27 protein-coding genes are annotated in these 22,578 nt (G+C 39.3%); all 27 read right to left on the bottom strand.

The annotated features are described in order from the left end of the window. Position 1: 1 nt before the first annotated feature. Positions 2 to 868 (bottom strand): MinD/ParA family protein, encoded by an 867-nt coding sequence (locus tag ACZ5OK_RS08485; RefSeq protein WP_343841157.1) that lies wholly within the window; start codon positions 866 to 868, stop codon positions 2 to 4. Then, positions 861 to 2,027 carry a flagellar biosynthesis protein FlhF gene (flhF, locus tag ACZ5OK_RS08480; RefSeq protein WP_343841155.1) on the bottom strand — a complete coding sequence of 389 codons (1,167 nt, stop codon included), beginning with the start codon at positions 2,025 to 2,027 and terminating at the stop codon, positions 861 to 863. The genes ACZ5OK_RS08485 and flhF overlap by 8 nt, the downstream gene beginning before the upstream one ends. After that, positions 2,027 to 4,057 (bottom strand): flagellar biosynthesis protein FlhA, encoded by a 2,031-nt coding sequence (gene flhA, locus ACZ5OK_RS08475; RefSeq protein WP_343841152.1) that lies wholly within the window; start codon positions 4,055 to 4,057, stop codon positions 2,027 to 2,029. The genes flhF and flhA overlap by 1 nt, the downstream gene beginning before the upstream one ends. Positions 4,058 to 4,077: 20 nt before the next feature. After that, complete coding sequence (gene flhB, locus ACZ5OK_RS08470; RefSeq protein ID WP_343841150.1) at positions 4,078 to 5,160, bottom strand: flagellar biosynthesis protein FlhB; 1,083 nt, start codon at positions 5,158 to 5,160, stop codon at positions 4,078 to 4,080. Position 5,161: 1 nt separating this feature from the next. After that, complete coding sequence (fliR, locus tag ACZ5OK_RS08465; RefSeq protein WP_343841148.1) at positions 5,162 to 5,941, bottom strand: flagellar biosynthetic protein FliR; 780 nt, start codon at positions 5,939 to 5,941, stop codon at positions 5,162 to 5,164. 1 nt (position 5,942) lies between these two features. Further along, a complete protein-coding gene (gene fliQ / locus ACZ5OK_RS08460; RefSeq protein ID WP_343841146.1) occupies positions 5,943 to 6,212 on the bottom strand; it encodes a flagellar biosynthesis protein FliQ in 270 nt (89 codons plus the stop codon). A 22-nt stretch (positions 6,213 to 6,234) separates the two neighbouring features. Then, positions 6,235 to 6,900 carry a flagellar type III secretion system pore protein FliP gene (fliP, locus tag ACZ5OK_RS08455; RefSeq protein WP_343841144.1) on the bottom strand — a complete coding sequence of 222 codons (666 nt, stop codon included), beginning with the start codon at positions 6,898 to 6,900 and terminating at the stop codon, positions 6,235 to 6,237. Further along, positions 6,893 to 7,564: a flagellar biosynthetic protein FliO gene (locus tag ACZ5OK_RS08450; RefSeq protein ID WP_343841142.1), complete on the bottom strand. Its 672-nt coding sequence runs from the start codon at positions 7,562 to 7,564 to the stop codon at positions 6,893 to 6,895. Before ACZ5OK_RS08450 ends, fliP begins: the two co-directional genes overlap by 8 nt. A gap of 34 nt (positions 7,565 to 7,598) precedes the next feature. Continuing rightward, positions 7,599 to 7,964 carry a response regulator gene (locus ACZ5OK_RS08445; protein WP_343841141.1) on the bottom strand — a complete coding sequence of 122 codons (366 nt, stop codon included), beginning with the start codon at positions 7,962 to 7,964 and terminating at the stop codon, positions 7,599 to 7,601. Positions 7,965 to 7,977: 13 nt separating this feature from the next. Beyond that, the gene (gene fliY, locus ACZ5OK_RS08440; protein WP_343841139.1) at positions 7,978 to 9,183 is read right to left on the bottom strand and encodes a flagellar motor switch phosphatase FliY; all 1,206 of its coding nucleotides are present in this window, start codon (positions 9,181 to 9,183) and stop codon (positions 7,978 to 7,980) included. After that, on the bottom strand, positions 9,170 to 10,165 hold the full coding sequence (fliM, locus tag ACZ5OK_RS08435) for a flagellar motor switch protein FliM (RefSeq protein WP_343841138.1): 996 nt from the start codon (positions 10,163 to 10,165) through the stop codon (positions 9,170 to 9,172). The genes fliY and fliM overlap by 14 nt, the downstream gene beginning before the upstream one ends. Before the next feature lie 41 nt (positions 10,166 to 10,206). Continuing rightward, positions 10,207 to 10,629 carry a flagellar basal body-associated FliL family protein gene (locus ACZ5OK_RS08430; RefSeq protein ID WP_343841137.1) on the bottom strand — a complete coding sequence of 141 codons (423 nt, stop codon included), beginning with the start codon at positions 10,627 to 10,629 and terminating at the stop codon, positions 10,207 to 10,209. After that, a complete protein-coding gene (locus ACZ5OK_RS08425) occupies positions 10,610 to 10,840 on the bottom strand; it encodes a flagellar FlbD family protein (RefSeq protein WP_343841134.1) in 231 nt (76 codons plus the stop codon). Before ACZ5OK_RS08425 ends, ACZ5OK_RS08430 begins: the two co-directional genes overlap by 20 nt. Before the next feature lie 68 nt (positions 10,841 to 10,908). After that, complete coding sequence (locus ACZ5OK_RS08420) at positions 10,909 to 11,985, bottom strand: flagellar hook-basal body complex protein (protein ID WP_425542218.1); 1,077 nt, start codon at positions 11,983 to 11,985, stop codon at positions 10,909 to 10,911. Positions 11,986 to 12,082: 97 nt separating this feature from the next. Continuing rightward, complete coding sequence (locus ACZ5OK_RS08415; RefSeq protein WP_343841130.1) at positions 12,083 to 12,472, bottom strand: TIGR02530 family flagellar biosynthesis protein; 390 nt, start codon at positions 12,470 to 12,472, stop codon at positions 12,083 to 12,085. 29 nt (positions 12,473 to 12,501) lie between these two features. Continuing rightward, positions 12,502 to 12,945, bottom strand: a complete 444-nt coding sequence (gene flgD / locus ACZ5OK_RS08410) for a flagellar hook assembly protein FlgD (RefSeq protein ID WP_343841128.1) — start codon at positions 12,943 to 12,945, stop codon at positions 12,502 to 12,504. Beyond that, positions 12,923 to 14,266 (bottom strand): flagellar hook-length control protein FliK, encoded by a 1,344-nt coding sequence (locus ACZ5OK_RS08405; RefSeq protein WP_343841125.1) that lies wholly within the window; start codon positions 14,264 to 14,266, stop codon positions 12,923 to 12,925. Before ACZ5OK_RS08405 ends, flgD begins: the two co-directional genes overlap by 23 nt. A gap of 41 nt (positions 14,267 to 14,307) precedes the next feature. Beyond that, the gene (locus ACZ5OK_RS08400; RefSeq protein WP_343841123.1) at positions 14,308 to 14,883 is read right to left on the bottom strand and encodes a MotE family protein; all 576 of its coding nucleotides are present in this window, start codon (positions 14,881 to 14,883) and stop codon (positions 14,308 to 14,310) included. Beyond that, positions 14,880 to 15,335 carry a flagellar export protein FliJ gene (fliJ, locus tag ACZ5OK_RS08395; protein ID WP_343841120.1) on the bottom strand — a complete coding sequence of 152 codons (456 nt, stop codon included), beginning with the start codon at positions 15,333 to 15,335 and terminating at the stop codon, positions 14,880 to 14,882. The genes ACZ5OK_RS08400 and fliJ overlap by 4 nt, the downstream gene beginning before the upstream one ends. Continuing rightward, complete coding sequence (gene fliI / locus ACZ5OK_RS08390) at positions 15,335 to 16,654, bottom strand: flagellar protein export ATPase FliI (protein WP_343841117.1); 1,320 nt, start codon at positions 16,652 to 16,654, stop codon at positions 15,335 to 15,337. Before fliI ends, fliJ begins: the two co-directional genes overlap by 1 nt. Beyond that, entirely contained in the window at positions 16,623 to 17,438 is an 816-nt protein-coding gene (gene fliH / locus ACZ5OK_RS08385) for a flagellar assembly protein FliH (RefSeq protein ID WP_343841114.1), read from the bottom strand. Before fliH ends, fliI begins: the two co-directional genes overlap by 32 nt. After that, positions 17,431 to 18,444 (bottom strand): flagellar motor switch protein FliG, encoded by a 1,014-nt coding sequence (gene fliG, locus ACZ5OK_RS08380; protein WP_343841112.1) that lies wholly within the window; start codon positions 18,442 to 18,444, stop codon positions 17,431 to 17,433. Before fliG ends, fliH begins: the two co-directional genes overlap by 8 nt. Positions 18,445 to 18,457: 13 nt before the next feature. Beyond that, on the bottom strand, positions 18,458 to 20,056 hold the full coding sequence (gene fliF, locus ACZ5OK_RS08375; RefSeq protein ID WP_343841110.1) for a flagellar basal-body MS-ring/collar protein FliF: 1,599 nt from the start codon (positions 20,054 to 20,056) through the stop codon (positions 18,458 to 18,460). Between the two features lie 183 nt (positions 20,057 to 20,239). Then, entirely contained in the window at positions 20,240 to 20,545 is a 306-nt protein-coding gene (gene fliE / locus ACZ5OK_RS08370) for a flagellar hook-basal body complex protein FliE (RefSeq protein ID WP_343841108.1), read from the bottom strand. A 16-nt stretch (positions 20,546 to 20,561) separates the two neighbouring features. Beyond that, on the bottom strand, positions 20,562 to 21,032 hold the full coding sequence (gene flgC / locus ACZ5OK_RS08365) for a flagellar basal body rod protein FlgC (RefSeq protein ID WP_343841106.1): 471 nt from the start codon (positions 21,030 to 21,032) through the stop codon (positions 20,562 to 20,564). Further along, entirely contained in the window at positions 21,032 to 21,427 is a 396-nt protein-coding gene (gene flgB / locus ACZ5OK_RS08360) for a flagellar basal body rod protein FlgB (RefSeq protein WP_343841104.1), read from the bottom strand. The genes flgC and flgB overlap by 1 nt, the downstream gene beginning before the upstream one ends. Before the next feature lie 347 nt (positions 21,428 to 21,774). Continuing rightward, on the bottom strand, positions 21,775 to 22,551 hold the full coding sequence (gene codY, locus ACZ5OK_RS08355) for a GTP-sensing pleiotropic transcriptional regulator CodY (RefSeq protein ID WP_343841101.1): 777 nt from the start codon (positions 22,549 to 22,551) through the stop codon (positions 21,775 to 21,777). Positions 22,552 to 22,578 lie beyond the last annotated feature (27 nt).

The raw sequence follows: 22,578 nt of genomic DNA, 5'->3' as shown, positions 1-22,578 counted from the left end.
ATTAATCTACCTTTCTCTTAAATAGCATTTTCAGCTTTGTAACAAAGGAGTGACGTATGGCCATTCTTTCCTTGGATTGCTCACCTAAATAGTTGTCAATCAGTTGTGCTAGCTGCAAACTAATTGCCGACCGTTTATTATGCAAAAGGAATGGAATCTGATCTTTAACCGCCTTGACTAGAGCGTGGTCATCCGGTAAAACACCTAAAGGAATAAACGATTGCTTCAAATACTGTTCAACCACAGCTTTAAATTTTTTAATGGTCAGGTCACCATCCTCAGGTTCTGCTCGATTAACAATAAGATAAACGGGTATGGAACTCTGCTCATAGTACAGATGCTTCATCACCGCATATGCATCTGTTATGGAAGTTGGCTCAGTATTTGTTAAAACAAAGCATTCATTCGCAGCAAATGCAAACTGTAAATGCTGATCCTGCATACCGGCTCCCAGATCAAAAAGAATATAATCATATTGCATAGAGATCGACTGCAGCTGGTCTGCAAAATAATCAAAATAATGAGGATTAAAGTGAAAAATATTGGTTAATCCTGAACCAGCAGCCACATAAGATAGCGAATTCGGACCTTTTTCTATAATATCTCCAATTTCCAACGATTCCTGAAACATTTGAATGATTGTCTTCTTCGGGGCTACCCCCATTAATACATCAATATTGCCCATTCCAAAATCCAAATCAAATAAAAGAACTCTTTTTCCTTTTTGCTGAAGTCCAATAGCAAAATTAAGCGCAAAATTGGATTTCCCCACTCCTCCTTTGCCGCTCAGAATGGCAATCGTTTTGGCTTCTTTAATATCCTTCTTCTTTTTAAGCAGATCTCTTAACTTTTGCGCCTGATCAGTCATGGTTCCAACCACCAAGAATTAAGGAAATGATTTGTTCCGTAGATCCTTCCTTTATATCATCCGGGACATCCTGACCATCGGATAAAAAGGCAAGACCGGCATTCCCTTCCTTCATAATGTTTAATATTGGTCCATATTCAGAGGTTTCATCTAATTTGGTAAAAATAAGCTTCTTAATCGGAAATTGATGAAACTGCCACTGTACAGCTGATAGTTCTTTGTTTTTTGTTGTAGCAGATAGCACGAGAAACATTTCATCATCCTGCTCGAAATCGATGGTATCCTCCAGCTGTTTTATAAATTCGACTTGTTTATAGTTACGTCCTGCTGTATCCACTAAAATTATGTCGAAATTTGAAAATTTTTCTTTTGCTTTTTGAAAATCATCCTGGTTATAAGCAATTTCTACAGGAACGTCTAAAATTTTGCCATAGGTTTTTAACTGATCAATCGCACCAATACGGTAAGTGTCGGTCGTTAAAAAAGCTACCTTCTTCTTTTCCTCCACCACAGCCTTGGCTGCTACTTTGGCAATTGTGGTTGTTTTTCCTACACCAGTAGGCCCTACGAAAAACATGACTTTAGATGAAAATTCTTTAAAACCATTTGAATAAGCCTGCAAATGCTCTTCCAATTCTTCTCTTAACCATTGAAAGATAAGCTGATCATTCACCTGTTTATTATGAAGATAATACTTTTCCAGCAAGGGGTCTATGATCAATCTCACAGTTTCTTCATAAAGTTCCTGGTTTATTAAATATTGATAGGCTTTATTAATTGGAGCCGGTAAGTAGTCCTGTGAACCGGCAGCTGAGTTTTGTTGTGCTGTCACCGTCTCCCTTAATTCACGAAGTTCTCTAATGACTTCATCAGAAACCTGTTTATCGGATCCGGATGGTCCTGTTACCTTTTGATTATTTTGAGGCTTTCGTTCACTGATATTATGCCTTGGCTGCAGCGAAGGCTTTTGTTTTTTCTCGTGTGTAGGATTTGGATCGATAGCAGCGATAACTTCTATGCTGTTTTTCTTAAAAATTCCAAAAATCCCCTTAGGCTTGACAATTTTTGAATTTAAAATCACCGCATCACTGCCCAGTTCATTACGAACCTGTTTCATGGCTTCCGGCATGGTCTGGGCTGTGTATTTTTTAACCTTCATTAGCTATTCACCACCCCTGTACTTTGTACCTCAACAGATGGTTCTATTTCATTGTAGGAAAGAACCACAACTTGAGGGAGAAATCTCTCAATTAACTGCTTCACATACATCCGAATCGCTGGTGAGCAAAGAAGAACGGGTGTAGCTTCCTGTAATGACAGTTTTTCGATTTGCTGATTAATCGATTGAATGATCTTTTGCTGGGATTCAGGGTCAAGAGCTAAATAACTGCCGTGCTCTGTCTGCTGAACATGATCTGCAATAAGCTTTTCTACTTGCCCTGATAAAGTTACCACCTTTAAAATCTGATCATCATTTATATATTGACTAGATATTTGGCTGGCTAAGGCCTGTCTGGCATATTCTCCCAGAAGATCTGTATCATTTGTCATTTTACCGAAGTCAGCCAAGGTTTCAAAAATGACAGGCAAATTCCGGATGGATACCTGCTCTCGTAACAGCTTGGCCAGAACTTTCTGGACTTCTCCAGTGGATAAAGGCTCTGGGGTAACTTCCTCCACAAGAATTGGATTACTTTCTTTCAGATGATCGATTAACTGCTTCGTTTCCTCTCTGCCCAGCAATTCATGTGCCTGCCGCTTAATAACCTCTGTAATGTGCGTGGATACAACGGATGGCGGGTCTACCACAGTTGCTCCCAGCATTTCGGCCTCATCTTTAAGATCCTCTGAAATCCATTTTGCCGGTAAGCCAAAAGCAGGTTCCATCGTATCAATGCCATCGAGATCTTCTTCCTCGATTCCAGGCATCATGGCCATATAGTGATCAAGGTAAATCTCACCTCTGGCCACTTCATTCCCCTTTACTTTTAAACTGTATTCATTAGGATTCAGCTGAACATTGTCACGTATCCGGACAACCGGGATAACCATTCCCAGCTCTATGGCCAACTGGCGGCGGATCATCACAACCCGGTCCAGTAAATCTCCTCCCTGATTCGCATCTGCCAGAGGAATCAGAGCATAACCAAATTCGAATTCAATCGGATCGTGACTAATCATCTGAATAATGCTGTCAGGTGAAGACATATCTTGAGATTCGATTTCTTCCTCCTCCTGCCATTCTTCACCCTCTTCTTCGGCTTTTGTTTTACTTAATTGAAAGCCTCCGAAGGCCAGAACACCTGCAATCATGGTAGTTAACCCAAAGTTAATTGGCGTCAGCCCAAACATAAATATGGTGACGGCAGCAACATATAGTAATTTAGGGAATCGCAGCAGCTGATTTGTAATATCGGTACCCAAATTTCCTTCAGAAGCTACTCGTGTAACGACAATACCTGTTGCGGTGGAAATGAGTAACGCCGGAATTTGTGATACAAGTCCATCTCCAACTGTAAGGCGCAGGAATTGATTCGAAGCTTCACCAAACGTTAAGCCCATCTGAGCCACACCAATAATTAATCCAAAGATAATATTGATAATAACAATAACAATCCCTGCAATCGCATCACCCTTAACAAATTTACTGGCACCATCCATGGCACCGTAGAAATCCGCCTCCTGTTCAATTTTTTCTCTGCGATCCTTTGCCTGCTGTTCAGAAATTAATCCTGAGTTAAGATCAGCATCAATACTCATTTGCTTACCAGGCATCGCATCTAATGTAAATCGTGCGGAAACCTCTGATACACGCTCAGAGCCTTTCGTAATGACGATAAACTGGATAATAATTAAAATCAGGAAAATCACAAAACCAACCAATGAGTTATCCCCGATAACAAAACTTCCGAATGTATCAATAACGACTCCCGCATCCCCTTCAGATAGAATGGATCGTGTTGTGGATACGTTTAATCCCAATCTGAATAAAGTTAAAAGCAATAAGAGAGAAGGAAACACTGCAAATTCCAGTGCCTCAGTTGTATTCATAGCAACAAGGATCACGATTAAAGCGAGTGTGATGTTAATTAAAATGAATACACTTAAAAGCCAGCCCGGCATAGGAATGACGAGCATAACAATAATTAATATAACAGCTGATAATACAGATAAATCTTTAAGTTTCATGATGGTCTCTCCTCATTGCTTCAAACTTTATTTTGCAATCGATATACGTAAGCAAGAACTTCGGCAACAGCCTGATAAAAGTCTTCATGAATGACTTCTCCTATTTCAACCTTTGCGTATAAGGAACGTGCCAGTGACCGATTTTCCACCATGGGAATATCGTGGTGTTTGGCCACTTCCCTAATTTTAAAAGCGATATAGTCAACCCCTTTTGCTGCTACATAAGGAGCATCATATTTATCTTCATCATACTTAATCGCAATAGAATAGTGCGTCGGATTGGTAATCACTACATCCGCATCTGGTACTTCACTCATCATTCGTGAATTAGCCATCTGCCTCTGTCTTTCTTTTACTTTGGACTTTATTTGTGGATCGCCTTCCATGTTCTTATGTTCATCTTTAATATCCTGCTTGGACATTCGAATGTTTTTTTCATGATCATACCTTTGATAGATATAATCGATGACGGAAATGATTAAAAGCCCTATGGAAGCTGCAATCCCCATGGTTATCGTCATCTGTCCAAAAAAAGCGAGGGCACTATCAAGGCCTTTTAAGGACATGATCATCATTTGGTCTTTGTTCATCCAGATAACCGTAAATGTAATACTGCCGATGACAGTAATCTTTAATAAAGATTTCAGAAGCTCCACCAGAGCCCGGGCCGAAAATATCTTCTTGGCTCCTTTTATAGGATTTAATTTCCCAAGGTTAAACTTTAGAGGTTCGGTGGTAAATAAAAACCCTATCTGCAGAAAGTTAGAAGCCAGTCCGGCAATAACCGCCACAATCATAACGGGAAGTAACACCATAACCCCATCAACCGTGTATTGAAAAAACATGGACTGGACAGTATCTGCTGTTACGTTCCACTGGATATATTCCACAAACCCTTTTTCATAGATCGCCATTAATCGTTCTTTCAGGTACCCGCCCATGACAAAAAATAAAATAAACATCATAAACAGAAGGATTGCGGTATTAACATCCTGACTTTTCACAACCTGTCCTTTTTTTCTTGAATCCTGACGCTTTTTCGGGGTAGCTTTTTCGGTCTTTTCCCCTGCGAAATATTGCAAATCCAAGGATAACCATTTCATACTAAGCACCCCCAAATAAAGACATTAATCCTCTCATAGCGTTGAGAATGGTTTCAAATAATTGTTGTATTAAGGTTACATAAATACCCAGAAAAACAAAAATCACGACAAAGCTGACAAAAATTTTCAAAGGCAGCCCTACAACAAACACGTTCAATTGTGGAACGGTTCTTGCCACAATCCCTAAAGCAACATCAACCAGAAACAGACAGCCTACGATGGGGATGGACATTTGAAATGCGATTAAAAACATTTGGCTAAAGCTTTCCATCACAAATTGCACAATCGAATCGTTCTGAAACGGAACCATTTGATCGATTTCGATATATTGATAGCTGTAAAAAATACCATCAAGCAATAAATGATGGGCATCAACCGTTATGAGAAAAAGCAAGGTAATGGTATATAAAAATTGACCAATTAAAGGACTCTGGATCCCTGTTTGCGGATCCATCACATTGGCAATGGCAAAACCCATCTGGAAATCAATAAATCCGCCTGCAATTTGAATAGCACCTAATATAATAAAGGCAATTAAACCGATAAGTATCCCGACAATAAGCTCTTTCAGTATTAAGAGAATAAATTGCCCATTTAACAGGAAAACAGGGATATCTACGGTATAAAACATGATCCATGATAAAAAAATCGCAAAACCTAGCTTATGAGTTCTGGGAAGATTACGATAAGAAAATACAGGTATTGTTAAGAAAAAACCAATGACCCTTGCAAAAATCAAGATAAATCCTGGCAGTTTACTAAGTTCAAAGACTTCTAACATATTAACCAATCACTTGATGGAGATTGTTAAATATATTTGCGGTAAAGTCCACAACCTGAACAAGCATCCAGGGACCAAAGAAAATAATCCCTATAAAAACAGCTATGATTTTCGGAATAAAGGCAAGGGTTTGTTCCTGGATTTGTGTCGTTGCCTGAAAAATACTCACTAATAAACCTACAACCAGAGCCAGAATTAATATGGGACCAATAACCGTAAGCAACGTGTACACCGCAGTCTCTGCCAAGGAGATAACAAATTCACTATTCAAAATGATGCGCTCCCTTCCAAAGCTAGAAGCTTTCTAATAATGAATGGGTGATCAGATACCAGCCATCCACAAGTACAAATAATAAGATTTTAAAAGGTAAAGAGATCATGACTGGTGGTAACATCATCATTCCCATCGACATTAAAATACTGGCAACGGCCATATCAATGATTAAAAAGGGAACAAAAATCATAAATCCCATTTGAAAAGCTGTTTTTAATTCACTAATGGCAAAAGCAGGGATTAATGTTGTAAGAGGCACATCTTCTAATGTCTCAGGTGCCTCCATTTGGGTATAATCCATAAATAAAGCCATATCTTTTTGTCGTGTGTGCTTGGCCATAAATTCCTTCATTGGCATACTGGCCTGATCATAGGCTTCATCAATGGTAATTTCTTCATTGAATAATGGCTGTAAGGCTTCTTCATTAACTTCCTGAAAAGTAGGTGCCATGATAAAGAAGGTTAAAAACAGTGCCAGCGCAATTAATATTTGATTCGGCGGCATTTGCTGTGTAGCCAGAGATGTACGAACAAAGGACAAAACAATGATTATTCTTGCAAAGCTTGTCATCAATATCAGGATACTTGGAGCAAGAGCCAGAACAGTTAATAAGAGTAATAATTTAACGGATGTTGAGACACTCTGGGGATCCGTGTTATTAAAAAAGTCTACAAATTCACCCATCCTGATCCTCTTTTCCGGTATCCCTGTTATTTTCCATCAGCTTTTGTCTCCCATTTTTTAATTTCTTAAGCTCACTGTTAAATTGCTCTTTGAAGGAATTCGTAACTGATTCCTTATCACTCTGCTGTTCTTTTCTCTGCTCCAAGGATTTCAGCATGGCTTTAAACGGCTGGTTGGTATTTGCTTCCTGATCTTCTTTTAATAACTCTTCTTTCGTTTCCTCATCCTCAATTTCTGTCAGCATTGAGATATCCTCACCCACACCGATGACAAAGACACGATCAGCTATTCTGACCATTTGAACAGATTTATTAGAGCCTAAGGATATCCCGCCTAAATTCTCCAATGCCTGCACCTGCTGAAACATTTTATTTCGCTTTTGTAAAAACTTTAATAAGAAATAAATAAGAGCCAAAACAATCAGAAGCATAATAACCATTTTAATTAAATTCCCCATTAAAGAACCGTTGTCTGCCTGTAATTCCGGTTCCTGTTCAGCGGAAGAATTACTCTCATTGTTTTCTTCTTCTTGCTGTTCGTTTTGTTTCTGGTCGAAATATTCATCAACATTCATAGCTGCCTGTACATAGCCAAGGTTTATCGGCTGTACGATAAAAGCAATAATAAATACTAATGATAGAATCGGCCTTACATATCTGTTCATAACGTTTCCCCACTTCGTTATCGCACGTAATCGATTAAATATCTAAAGTTTTATTTATGGCCTCAATAACACGATCAGACTGAAAAGGTTTGACAATAAAATCCTTTGCTCCTGCCTGAATCGCATCAATAACCATTGCCTGTTGTCCCATTGCTGAACACATAATGATCTTTGCATCCGGGTTACTTTCCTTAATTTCTTTTAGAGCGGTTATGCCATCTTTTTCAGGCATCGTAATATCAAGAGTAACTAAATCCGGCTCTAATTCCTTATATTTTTCAACGGCCTGATTTCCATCCTGTGCTTCACCAACGACTTCGAAGTCATTTTTCTCCAGAATATCCTTTATCATCATTCTCATGAATGCTGCATCATCGACAACTAATACTTTATGTGCCATTTTACCTTCCCCCTTATCTGAGCTTTTGTATTCTTTCTGTCTGGCTTACGATATCCGTAACCCGAACACCAAAGTTTTCATCTATAACAACAACCTCACCCTTGGCTATTAATTTGTCATTCACATGAATATCTACAGGCTCTCCTGCTAATTTATCCAGTTCAACAATAGAACCAGAGCCCATTTCCAAAATCTCCTTAATGGTTTTTTTGGTTCGTCCTAATTCAACAGACACCTTCAATGGAATATCCATTAACATATCAAGGTTTTGCTGCTGATGGGCTTCCAGTTTGTTATTTTCAAATTCCGAAAATGCCGCGGATTGTATGTTTGGTTCAGCAACAGGACGTTCCGAACCAAAATGCTGCTGGTTTGTATGACTTGCCGGAATTTGCTCCTGACTGTATGAATGATTGGCTGCAGAAGAAACGGGTTCCTTTACAGAATCAAAATCGTTCTGCACATTCATCGTCTTTTCTTCCTGAACCGGTTTTTCAGTTTGCGTCTGCTCATCTTCATGACCATTTAACAATTCATCCACAAACTCTCTGGCAAAATCAATAGGAAGGAGTTGCATGATGTTTGAATCAATGAGCTCACCAACCTTTAATCGGAAGGAAACCTTCACCAGCAAATCGTTGTCCGGAATCTTATCCGTACCTTCATCGTTATTTACATCCATTAGAGTAATTGAAGGCGGAGAAATATCCACTCTTTTATCAAAGATACTCGACATACTTGTTGCAGCTGAACCCATCATTTGATTCATTGCTTCCTGTACAGCACTTAGATGTATATCATTCAATTCTGTATCCGGCGACGTACCATCCCCACCAAGCATTAAGTCGGCAATGATGGCAGCATCCTCTACTTTAATGACAAACAGATTTATTCCCGTGAATCCATCCGTGTAATCTACAGAAATCGCTACATGAGGGTGTGGAAATTCATCACTGAGATTTTTGTTCTCCACCACAGAAACAGCTGGTGTGGTTATTTCAACTTTTTGATTTAATAGAGTTGAAAGAGTGGTAGCAGACGTCCCAAATGATATATTTCCAATTTCACCAAGAGCATCCCGTTCAACATCAGTAATTTCCTGAGAGTCCGATGTTTCCTCGTCTGATTGTTTTTCTTCACTCATGAGATTCTGATTGCCGTTTAGCAGTGCATCAATTTCTTCCTGTGAAAGCATTTCTTCGCGATTACTCAAGTTCATCCCCCCTATTAATCTCATTGAGTATCTGTACGGCTAAATTATTTTTTCTTTTACCCGGCTGAGCCTGAAATTTAGGTTCCTGATGAACATAAACGGTCAGCGGCTCCTCAATGCTTTGTTCTAGTTGAATCACATCATTTTCCTTTAGCTGCAAAAACTCGTCTATCGTAATGGAAGATTCACCGAGTACAGCCTTAACATCAACCTTAGCCATTTTGATCTGTTTCGATATCTTTTTGGCATCTTCAGGTTTGGCATTACTGGATTGATTCTGCATCCAATAATGAACAGACAGCTTCGAAATAATCGGTTCAAGCACAATATGCGGAATACATATGTTAATCATTCCACTGGATTCACCAATCGAGGTATTTAAAGAAATGACAACAACCGTTTCATTTGGCGAAACCATTTGCAGAAACTGAGGATTGATTTCAAAGTCCTCTAAAAATGGATCAATATCCATTAATGAACTCCAAGCCTCCTGTAAAGTTCCTATCGTTTTCTCAAAAAAAGCGGACATAATTTTTGTTTCGATCTCGGTTAGATTTTCAACTTTGTTAAAGCTGACTCCCTTTCCACCTAAAACCCGATCTAATATGGCATAAGCTATATTGGGGTTTACTTCCATCAAAATTCTCCCCTCCAGAGGAGATAAAGAAAATATATTTAAGATGGTTTGTTTAGGGATCGAACGAATAAATTCTTCATATGGAATCTGATCAACAGAAGCTACGGACACAGAAGAATATGTACGAAGCTGTGTGGACAGAAAGGTTGTTAATAATCTGGCATAATTCTCATGAATCCTTGTAATACCACGAATCTGATCTTTCGAAAATCTTAAGGCACGTTTAAAGTCATAAACTCTTACTTTCTTTTCTTTCTCTTCATTTTTTAACTCATCCGCATCCATTTCCCCTGAAGACAAGGCGGATAAGAGCGCATCAATTTCATTTTGTGACAGAACATCCTCGGCCAAAAAGTTCACCTCCTGTATGGAGAATGGGTTAAGATAAAATATTACTGCAGTATTTTGCTTGTTGTGTAAACATCTGTAACCATTCCAGTATCTAATAGTTGATTGAGTTCTTCCTTAATCGCTGACTCCATTTCTCCTAATCCTGCTCGAAAGTCCGAAGATTCCTTTTTGGATAACTCCTTGATCATCACATTCTTTAAACGAAAATCCTTTTTTAATTTTTTCATAGTTTCCTTGTTATCCGTAACAATTTGAAACTGTATGCGGATAAAGTTTCCATCCTTCAGATCTGTTGTCATCTCTTCGGTTTCAAATGAAGTCTCAATCATTTCCTCAACATTTTTTTCATCATCTGCATGGGTTTTCTCGTCTTTATTATTCATAATCAGCACCAGGGTAACAATACCAGCAAGCGTGATGATGATTAAAAGGGTTAACATGATATTAATCACTTTTTTGTTCATAAGACTCCTCCAAATTTGCCTGAACACCCATTAAGCCAATTCGTTTATAAAATTGGGCGGTTTTTTCAGCAATCTCCAGTTTTTCTTCTTTCACAAAATATTTCTTGCCGGAAATCATCGTAATGGTTGTATCCGGTAAGTTCTGGATTTTTTCTATATAGAGAGCATTTAATACAAAGGATTCTCCATTTAACCTGGTTACTTGAATCATAGATTACATGAGCAAGGCTTGGACAAAAATATTTGCATGTCCCAGCCTCACTCTACCTCCCCTGCTTATTATCTTTTCAGGTTTACAAGCTCCTGAAGGATTTCATCAGACGTTGTGATAATTCTTGTGTTGGCCTGAAATCCTCTTTGAGCCGTAATCATTTCAGTGAACTCTTCAGACAAGTCTACATTGGACATTTCCAAAGCACCTGAGCGAAGAGTAGCAGAACCCTGTTCACCAGGTGACAGTAAATCCATTACTCCGTCGTTATCAGAATCATAAGCCCCCGCATTCGGAGTCAATTGAAATAAATTGTTTCCTGCTTTCTGTAATCCTTCTGCATTTGAAAATTTAGCAATTTGAATTTGACCCGCTACCTGCGGATTACCATCCTGAACATAGTTAACAGTTCCATCAGAGGCTATGCTAAAACTCTCGGCATCTTCAGGGATTTGTAATGGGCTTAAAACTGGCTGAACCTGTTGTTCTACAAAAGAATCATCATTGGCTGTATTTTCATACTCTTCTGTATCTGGATTATATTCAAATACATTGTCATCTGAGTCGATATATGAATTATTATCTGAATTATAGTATACGGTGTGATTAACCCCATCTATATTCACTTGAGAAAGTGCAACACCATCATTTGTTGTAGGATTTCCCACTAAATAATTTCCATTTGGATCTACAATATGACCATTATCATCCAGGTAAAAATTACCTGCTCTTGTGAAATTCACGTTATCGCCATTTTCCCCTAAAGTTATTCCTGGTATATCGTTACCATCATAGTTATAGTTAACTCCAGAATCTGTATTCTTTGCCACAACAAACATTCCATCACCTTCAAGAGCAAAATCCAATGAACGATTTGTTGTCTGTGTATTACCTCCATCATGAATCGTATCAATACTACCAGTGTTAACTCCCAATCCTACTTGCATAGGATTTTTACCACCTAATACTTGCTCACCATTCTCATTAATTTGGGGAGCTTGAGCACCCTGAATAGTTTGACTCATCATATCCTGAAACGTTACTCTCCCTTTTTTAAACCCAAAGGTATTTACATTTGCTATGTTATTTCCAACAACATCTAATTTTGTTTGAAAACCTTTCATTCCGGAAATACCGGCATACATGGAACGTAACACGTAACATCTTCCTTTCCTCTTAGGAATATTTTCATATAGCTGCTTCGATCGGTCCGCAGCCTAAGGCCCCCATACGGTCCAGCCTTTATGAATCCTGTAATACAATCGTGCCATTAATGTTTGTAAAAACATGATGATTGGTTTCTTTACGCCCCATTGCTGTAATTACAGTATTGTTCTTCGTATTCACAACAAGGGTGGCATCGTCTAATACAACAAGTGAGTCCGTTACACCTTTCGTTTTTGCTTTGTTCATTTGATCCTGAATTTCAGACCACTTTGATTCATTTATTTGGATATTTCGTTCATCCAGACGTTTTTGTGCATGTTTACTGATTTTCAAAGGCTGCTGAGTCTGTGCTTCCTGTAAATGGGTCTGAAAGGATTTTGCAGAACTATGCTTTGCAGGCTGTGACGTCTTTAACGATTGCTGCTGTAACGGATGATTGTGCAATTGATGTATACGATGATCCATCTCATCCCTTCTTTCTATGAAACAGCTTATTACTCAGAATCCCTTACCTCTATGATCGAATGAACCTGAATTCTCTTCTCATTCTGCAAAATGATTTCCGTTCCATCCTGACCCGCTGCAATACCCGAAACGGTTCCACTTCCTTCTGTTTGGACTTCTCCATCCTCATTCTTCGTCTTAAATTCTACCTCTTTACCAATTAGATGGCTGTACTCAACAACCGGTGTATAGGCTTGCTGCTGTACAAGCTGGTCTACAGATCCGGAGATAGACATCATCTGTTCTAATGAAGAAAAAGTAGCCATTTGCGAGATGAATTCCTTATCCTTCATAGGGTCTGAAGGACTTTGATTTTGTAATTGCGTCATCAGGATTTTTAAAAAATCATCCTTACCAAGCGTACTGCTTCCTGTTCCCTGATTTTTCTGACTGGACAAATACAGCGATGTATCAATCTGCGTCAAAGTGATCACCTGCCTTCGTCTGATTTAAATAGTCCTCAAAGCTTTTGTCCTCATAATCTTCATCTGTATTTTCCTCATCCTCGAGCTGATCATGATGGTAAGTATCCCCTCTTTGCTCCTGTTCTTCCTCATTCTGACTAAAGTTCAAATAGGATGAGGACGGTTGGGCCAAAATGGGTTCAGCCTGCTTATCGATGACAACCTGATTGGGCTGAAACATATGTCTGAGCTGGTTAATATTGCTCTCTAACATTTCCTTAGCCGCTTGTGAGGAAACGGCAATTCGTACCGCCATCTCTCCATTTATCTGTGTAAACTTAACAACCATGTCTCCGAGATGGGCCGGTTTCAGCTTTAGAGTCAGCTGTGAAGATCCTTCATTTTGAATAAAACGGCTGGACTTTATAATTTTTTGAAATTGCTCCATAAAATCATGGCTGTTATTGGTTGCTGCCTGGTTACCCCCGTTTCGCTGAAGATAAATGGTGAATTGCTCTACTTTTGACATCGGCATGGAGTCAACTGAAACCGCAGTGCCAGTTTTTATAGTAGACAATTCCTGAGCTGCCTTCGTTTGAATCGTTTGACTGCCATGATTTGAAACAGGATTTATACTTCTGGTTAAGGAAGCGTTCGACTGGTTCTGATTAACCTGAGCCGTCAAATTTCCATTCCCATGTTTTCCAGTCAGATTGGTATCCGTCAACTTTTGCTGAAATAAAAAATTCGCCTGGGTACTTTGCCCGTTTTGCTTTAAAGTATGGCCTGCCTGAGATAGAAAATTTGATATCTTGACCAACGCAGATTGGAGTTCCCTGCTCATACTTAATCGCTGACTTTTATCAGCACTGATAAATTGTTCTGTCATTTTGACGAAATCTCCAGCCAATGTAAGAAGCTGCTGCTTTATCTCCTTATTTTCATTAATGTTCTCAAGCAGCTTGGAAATAGAGAAGGAGGAGTTGTCGATAAGCGTGAACGGATCATCAGAGTTACGGGAAGTTTCTCCCCCCGCCGACCTGAATGTATCATTTTGTAATAATTCGTTAGCCAGCTTTGTCAGAGTGGCTGTTAGTTGATTCAGAGATTCTTCGTTCACTTTTCCTTCCAGACTTTGCAGGACATCTCTGAGCTGACTTGCCAAATCTCCAAGAAAAACTGACTGCGCTGAATCGGCACCAGCGTTTCCTTTCTCCGTTGGCTGCAGGCTCGAAAGTAAAGCTAAAAAGTTTTTTGAGCTATCCCCATCCTTCGACTTGTCAGTCATTATTTTTCCTTCCTGATTGGCTGTTGTCTGAGACAGCATTGATTGAAGAAGTGCGACATTCAAGTTTTTTCACCCCCTTTCAAAGGTCGTTCCAAGTGTCCTTATTAATTGTTTAATAGTTCACTTGTAAATGAAGCGGCCATTTCTGGATTCATGGCCGAAAGAATGGCCCCTCTTTGTTCGGAAGGAATTTCGGTCAGAATTTTTACAGCCACTTCCTGATCCATATTTTCAATAACGGGTGCAGCCGATTCAGGATCCATTTCTTCAAATGTAAGAGATACCTCTTTTACCTGTTCCTCCTGATTTTGCTGTTTTTCCTTCTGGTCATTCAGCTGATTGGTCAGTTCACTAATGGTCTGCTCCAGTTCTGCAATCTTTTCTTCTTTTGATTCAACCTTCGTCTCCAGTTGTTCAATACTGGTTTCTTTATTTTTGACCGTTTCCTGTAATTCGGAAATTTGTGTGTCTTTCTTTTCATTCTTCGTTTTTTCATCACCCTGAACCAGCGCCGAAACCACAGGAATGTTATGTTTTTCCGCCATATCGACAACATTAATCCCGGCTATGCTTAATACAACGAAAAGAAGGGTGATCGCAAAGATAACAGGAATAACGATAACGAACAAAAACCATTGGATTTTACTGGTCTTTTCCTTTTCGTAGTTTTTTTGACTCATGGTTTCACCTTTTCCCTATGACGAATATATTGCTGTACCGAAGCTTCATCGATCACTTCATTTTCCTGTTTTTCCACCATTTGCTTGAACTTGAGCTTTCGGTCAAAGACAATTTTTTCATATTTCTTCACTTCTATATAGGACTCTGTCAATGACTGCTGCTTATTCTCCATATTCGCCCTGGTTCTTTGTACATGCTGCTGCAGCTCATTTATTTTTTGATTCAGACTCTGAATGTATTGGTGGTAATTTCGTATTTCATAAGCTCGAATCCGTGACTGAATCTGTTCTTTCATATGCGCTTCGAAATCTTCCTTCTCTTTCAGAAGATAATATAATTCCGTAGCACTGGCTTCAAATTGATCCATCGCATTCTGGTAATCCTTTTGTGCCTGATCTTTTTCTATCATTTTGATATTTAATATTTTTTTAAAGGTTTCCACACTGGACATTACCGCTCACTCCCATTAGCAAGCTCCAATAGCATCTGAATTCCTTCTCCACCTGTAACATTCTCATGTACATCCTGTTTTAAATATTTAACAATTTGAGGATAGAAGGAAATGGCCTGGTCAACCTCTCTTGATGCTCCCTTTTTATAGGCGCCTATTTGTATGAGTTCTTTATTTTCTTCATATGTTGCAAGGATATTGCGAATATATTCTGCAGCCTGCAAGTGTTCTCTTGAAGAAATGTTCTGCATAACCCTGCTTATCGATTTCAAAATACTGATAGCCGGATAACGTCCCTGTTCAGCAATCGAGCGATCCAGAACAAAGTGACCATCCAATGTCCCCCGAACCGCATCGGCTACAGGTTCATTCATGTCATCCCCATCTACAAGCACCGTATAAAATGCCGTAATGGAGCCGCGATTATTCGCTCCGGTTCGTTCCAAAAGCTTTGGCAAAATAGCAAAGACACTTGGTGTGTAACCTTTCGTTGTTGGCGGTTCTCCTGATGCCAGTCCAACTTCACGCTGAGCCATGGCTACTCGTGTAACGGAATCCATCATCAGGTTTACATTCAATCCCTGATCACGGAAATACTCACAGATGGCAGTTGCTGTATAAGCTCCTTTAATTCGCTGAAGAGCAGGCTGATCAGATGTGGCCACGACTACAATCGATTTTTTTAACCCTTCATCGCCCAGGTCTTTTTCAATGAACTCACGTACCTCCCTGCCTCTTTCCCCAATTAAAGCAATTACATTTATATCAGCATCGCTATTTCTTGCAATCATACCGAGTAATGTGCTCTTACCCACACCACTGCCGGCAAAAATACCTACCCGCTGTCCTTTACCTACGGTCAACAGACCATCAATAGCTCTAATACCAATGGAAATGGGCTCTCTTATAGGGGCTCGTTCCATCGGATTCGGCGGATCCTGGTCGGTTGGCACATATGTGAGATTTTCAGGAAGGCTTGAACCATCCAGAGGCTCTCCTAATCCATTCAGGACATTCCCTATTAAGCTGTTTCCGGCTTTAACGACAAGAGATTGATTCGTTGACTCTACCAGGCAGCCAGGGCCTATATGCTTTAATTCTGAATAAGGCATTAAAAGAACACTTTTTTGCTGAAAACCTACCACTTCTGCCTTGATTGGTTTACTTGATTTACCATTTGTGTAAACGAAGCAAACATCGCCTATACTTGTTTCGGGACCTGTTGCTTCAATCATTAGTCCGACAATCCGGGTTACTTTTCCATATTTTTTAACGGTTGCTGTATCCTCAATCCGTTTCAGCCATTGATTGGTTTCCACTCCATTGATCCTCCTCAAGCAAATCCAATAACCTTTGTTTCAGAATGTTCAGCTGTGTATCAACCCCTGCATCCACCTGTCCACTGGGCGTATCGATTATACAGCCGTATTGTTCCATTTCACGGCTGGGATAAAGGGTTAGCTCTGCCTGATCGCTTAATACATTTTGCAGTTCTTCTTTATATTGAAGAAGCTGTTCATATTCCTGTACCGACACATAAAGGTTAATCTCAGGAGAATCTTTCACGGCTGATATGGCCTGTTTGACAATCGAAAGAAACACTTCATCATGATCTTCATCGAGTTTATGACCAATCATTTTTTCAGCGGCTTTTAGCGCCATTATAAGAATATCTTTTTCGCTTCGATTAACAATGTGTGTATACTCATTCTTCGCTAGTGTTATAAGAGAAGTTGCCTCATCTACATAGGATCTGAAATCAGATTCAGCCTTTTTTTTCCCTTCCTTATATCCATCCTGAAAACCATTTTGTTCTGCTTCTTTATAGAGTTCCTCTTTTTCATGCTGCCAGTTCTCGTGCTCCTGTTGAATTTGAGCCCTTGCATCTTTTATGATTTGTTCTGCCTCTGCTTTGGCATCTTCACGTTGTTGCTTTGCATCCAAAAGAAGCTCTTCACGTTGTTTTTCCATTTCTATCACAGCATCATCATGTGCACTTGACGTATTCTGCTCTTCATCCTCCATAGACTTGAAAGGTTTAATGGAGATTGTTTTCGAACTTTCAGGTGCATTGGAAATATTAACTCTGTAAAGATTAGACAATGATATCATCCCCTCCACCGCGGGCAATGACAATTTCGCCAATCTCTTCCAGGTGACGGACAGTTGATACAATTCTTGTTTGTGCTTCTTCTACATTCCGCAGGCGAACAGGCCCCATAAATTCCATTTCCTCCTTGAAATTCTCGGCCATTCGATTAGACATATTACTGAATAAGACCTGCTGTACTTCCTCACTGGCCACTTTAAGGGATAGAATAAGATCCTCATTGTCCACTTCTCTGATGACTTTCTGTATCGCACGATTATCAAGAGTGACAATATCTTCAAAGACAAACATTCGTTTCTTAATTTCCTCCGCCAGTTCCGGATCCTGTGTTTCGAGTTCGTCCAGAATTGTTCTTTCTGTAGACCGGTCTACCCCGTTAAGAACTTCCACGACAGCTTGAACACCACCAGTCTGTGTGTAATCCTGTGTAACCGTAGCAGATAATTTCTTCTCCAATATCTCTTCAACCTCATTAATGACATCAGGAGAGGTCGAATCCATAACTGCGATTCTTCTGGCTATATCTGCCTGAATATCTTCAGGCAGCTCCGATAGAATCTGCGCCGATTGTTCTGAATCCAGATAGGAAAGAATCAGCGCGATGGTTTGAGGATGTTCATTTTGGATAAAGTTCAGGATTTGAGTGGGATCAGCTTTTCTTGCAAAATCAAAAGGCCTTACTTGTAAGGATGAAGTAAGTCGATTGATAATTTGTGATGCTTCTCCATCACCAAGAGCTTTTTCCAAAATGGTTTTGGCATAGCCAATTCCACCTTGTGTAATATAATCCTGTGCTAATGCAATCTGGTGAAACTGATCAATCACCTGTTCCTTTTGGTTTGAGTCCACCTTGCGTACAGATGAAATCTCCAGGGTTAATTGTTCAATTTCTTCTTCTGACAAATGCTTATAAACCTCAGCAGATACATCAGGACCTAAAGAAATCAATAGAATGGCTGCTTTTTGTTTTCCTGTTAACTCTGTTTTGGCTTTGACCATTCCTTGTGCCCCCTTAATCCTCTGAAATCCATGATCTTAATAATTTTGCAAATTCTTCTGGTTTATCTTTAGCCATATTTTCAAGCTGTCTTTTTCGCATTGTTTCTTCCGTTTCCTGTGGTTGTTCGATATCTGGTACTGAAACCTGTTCCTCAGTAACTTCTTCATTATATCCACTTACATCATCCTGATTCTTTCTTCTGAACAGCAGAATTAATAGAAGGATGACTGCTAATAGCAATACACCACCTGCTATATACAGCCATGTCGGAATAACAGGAGTTGGTGCAGGTTCTGCTGCCGGCTGTGAGTTGAATTCCTGGAACACAATCGAAACTTTTTCTTCAGGATTTATTTCCCCATACTCACCGGATACGGTTGTTGAAATCATGGAATTTAAAATAGAAGAGATACTCTCCCTGACTGTTGCCTGTTCCTGAGCTGTTAAGAATTGAGCATTTCCTTCCTCATCAGGCTGTGCTTTTTTTGAGTCTACGGCGACCTGAATTCCTAAATCTCTTACCTTATAAGGACTCTCTACAATATCCTTCTGTATTCTATTAAACTCATTATTAATCGTTTCCTGGACCATTTCATATTCGGAGTCCGTACCTTCCCCATCTTGACCTGGATATCCTGGTACGTTCTCATCTCCCACACCAGCTTCATCCGGTGGTGCACCTGTACCGGAATACGTTTCGGTAATACGCTCTACACTTACCGGAAGACCTTCCATATCTTCTTCATTAATCGGCTCTACTAACTCTTCAGTCCTGTTTTCCTTAGTAAAGTCAACATCGGTGGTAACAGATACGACTACATTTTCCCGTCCAATCATGGTGCCTAAAAGCTGTTGAACTCTGCTTTGAATATCACGCTCAATGTCCTTTTTGATATCCTGCTGTTCCATATACGTATTTCCTGCTGTAGCATTATTTGAATTTTTCTGATCAAAATACTCAAAATATTGGTTCATTAAGACGATATTATCAGTAGGAAGGTTAGGAACCGCTTTTGAAACGAGATGATAAAGCCCGTTAATCTGACCCTGATTAAATTCATAACCAGGCTGGGTATGAACAACCACCGAAGCAGATGCTTCTTTAGGCTGTTCATTCATAAAAACACTTTCTTCAGGCTTCGTAATTAACACTTCAGAGCCTTGAATACCCTGAATACTATTAATTAAATTGGATATTTCTGTTTGCAGAGTGTCCAACTCAATCATTTCCCGTTGCCCATCAGTCATCCCCCAGGAAGCATTTTCACTAAAGAACGAATAGTCTATACTTCCACTATCCGGGATACCCTGGGCAGCTAAGTCAACGAGTAAAGAATCAACGTTTTCTTTAGGAACTAAAATAGAAGACCCGCCATCCGCAACTTCATAGGTAATCCCTCTAGCTTCAAGTTCAGTTTTTATCTGTCCCGTTTCCTGAAGAGAAAGATCACTGTACAAAGGAACGAGATTCGATCGATTGGCAAGTAGACTGAAAACCAAAATAATCATCAGCAAGCCAACTATAGCACCAATCATAAGTGACTTTTGCAGGAGAGAACGGCTCTTCCAAAATTCTATTGTTTTCTGGTAATATTCACGAACTTTATTCACTGCTGCTGCCTCCGCATTTCTTCTCTAGTTTTTAATGATATCTGGAGGATAACATTGAAAAACAACTGCAAATCATTGATTTTCTATGTGATATGCAGAAAAGATTACTAAAAAATTTCTTAAGGTACCCTCAAAAACTATTAATAGGATTCGTACTATTTAATAGAAAAGCAAAGCAATAACTTAAATTTGCATTCGCATGACTCGCTTATAAGCATCAATTGCTTTAGATTGTACTTCTACAGCTGTTTGAAGAGTAATACTGCTTTTCTGTGCAGCAATCATAACGTCATGCAGGTTGTCTATTTCCCCGGCTGCAAGCGCCTTTGTTTTCTGGTCGGAATTAATTTGTGTTTCATTCACGTGATTAATTGCATTTTTCAATGAGTCGGCGAAATTCTGCTGCGCTTCAAATGGCGTCGTACGATTCTGACTTACATTCTTCATTGATGCAGCCTGGTTTAGCATCAGTTGATTAACAGTTGGCATTATGGATTACACACTCCTATTTTCCTATTTCAAGAGCTTTCATTAACATATCCTTTGATGCATTCATGGATGTAACATTTGCCTCATAGGATCTGGTTGTACTCATCAAATCAACCATTTCTTTTAATGGATCTACATTCGGCATAGCAACATACCCCTGTTCATTCGCATCTGGATGGTTTGGCTTATAGACCATTTTAAACGGTTGTTCGTCCTCTGAAATTTCTGCAACCCGAACACCGGTATTCTGATTACTCGCATTGTTATCGGAATGAGAGTGCAGAGCGTGTTGGAACTTGGAATGAAAGGATGAACCTTTTTCTTCAAAAGAAACCATTTTTCTGCGATAGGGTACCCATTCTCCATCCTCATTTAATTGAGCTCTGGTTGTTTCCGCATTAGCGATGTTTGAAGATATGACATCCATCCTCAATCTCTGAGCCGTTAATCCACTCGCACTGGTATTGATAGAATTAAAGATTCCCATTATTGACCTCCCCTTATGACTGTTTTCAGGCTGTTAAATTTCCCATTCAGGCGGTCGGCAATTGCCTGATAGTAGATTTGATTTTTCGCAAGATCTGTCATTTCTTTATCTACATCGACATTGTTTCCGTTATGATTGTAGGTTGTATTCTGTCTGCTTACAACTTCAAATTCAGGCAAACCATGTCCAGACTGAAATGGAAGGTGTTTCTCATGCGTCCGCACAGCCTCCAGTGAGGATTGTGCTTTATTTAACGCACTTTTGAAATCGACATCTTTTGCTTTATAGTTCGGAGTATCCACATTAGCGATATTGTTTGATATAGTCTGATTTTTTACTGATGCATAATCAAGGGATCGGTCAAGGATCTGGAATGTATTCCCAAACAAGGCCATAAAAGAACCCCTCCTTTGGTTAGAAATTTTTCAAAGAATTTGTAGTTTATCATCTTATTTTGTAGTTTTTTGTCGTTACATACTATATTAGATTATTACATAAAAAATCCTTCAAGAAAATTATCAAATCGATATTTTCGTAAATTTTACAGAGAATACTACAAAAGACATAGAGCTATCATTCTTTAGTTTAGGTCAAAAGGACCATGTTTTTGTTAGGTTTTAAAACATTCGAATACATTCACTAGTCAGAAAATTGCATTTATGCATGGCTTCACCCATAAAAAGGGGACTGACTCCAATTTTGAGTCAGTCCCCTTTTTATGGGTTATATGTGTATAGGCCTATCAGGTCGTAAGTTTTCGCAGTTCAACAAGAAACTTATCGTTTAACACTTTAATATACGTACCCTTCATTCCCAATGATCTGGATTCAATGACGCCTGCACTTTCCAGTTTACGAAGGGCGTTTACAATAACCGAACGGGTGATTCCAACACGGTCTGCTATTTTACTGGCTACTAAAAGACCCTCATTTCCACCGAGTTCATCAAATATATGTTCAATAGCCTCTAATTCACTGTAGGATAATGAACTGATAGCCATTTGTACGACTGCTTTACTTCTGGCTTCTTCTTCAATTTCCTCGGCTTTCTGATGAAGAATCTCCATTCCAACAACGGTTGCTCCATATTCAGCCAGCAACAGATCGTCATCATTAAAGTGATCCTGTAAACGACTTAAAATTAATGTTCCAAGACGCTCACCGCCACCAATGATTGGTACAATTGTGGTAAGTCCATTTTGGAATAAATCCTTATTTTCTACCGGAAATGCTGTATATTCACTGTGGATGTCTAAGTTTGGTGTTGTTCTCGAAATCGTAAATAGATTCTCTGTGTATTCCTCAGGAAATTGTCTTTCCTCCAGCATTTGCTTCATTCGTTCATTTTCAATCTCCTGCTTAATGGAGAATCCTAACAGCTTTCCTCTGCGACTAAGTACAAATACATTTGCGCTAATTGCATCTCTTAATGTTGCGGACATATCACTAAAATTAACGGTCTTTCCTGTTGTTTTTTGTAACATCGAATTAATCATTCTTGCTCTTTCTAATAACTCCATTTTCATCCTCCTAATTCTTGACGAGTC

This window comes from Salinibacillus aidingensis (assembly GCF_055393355.1).
This window is presented reverse-complemented; position numbering and strand designations above follow the sequence as displayed.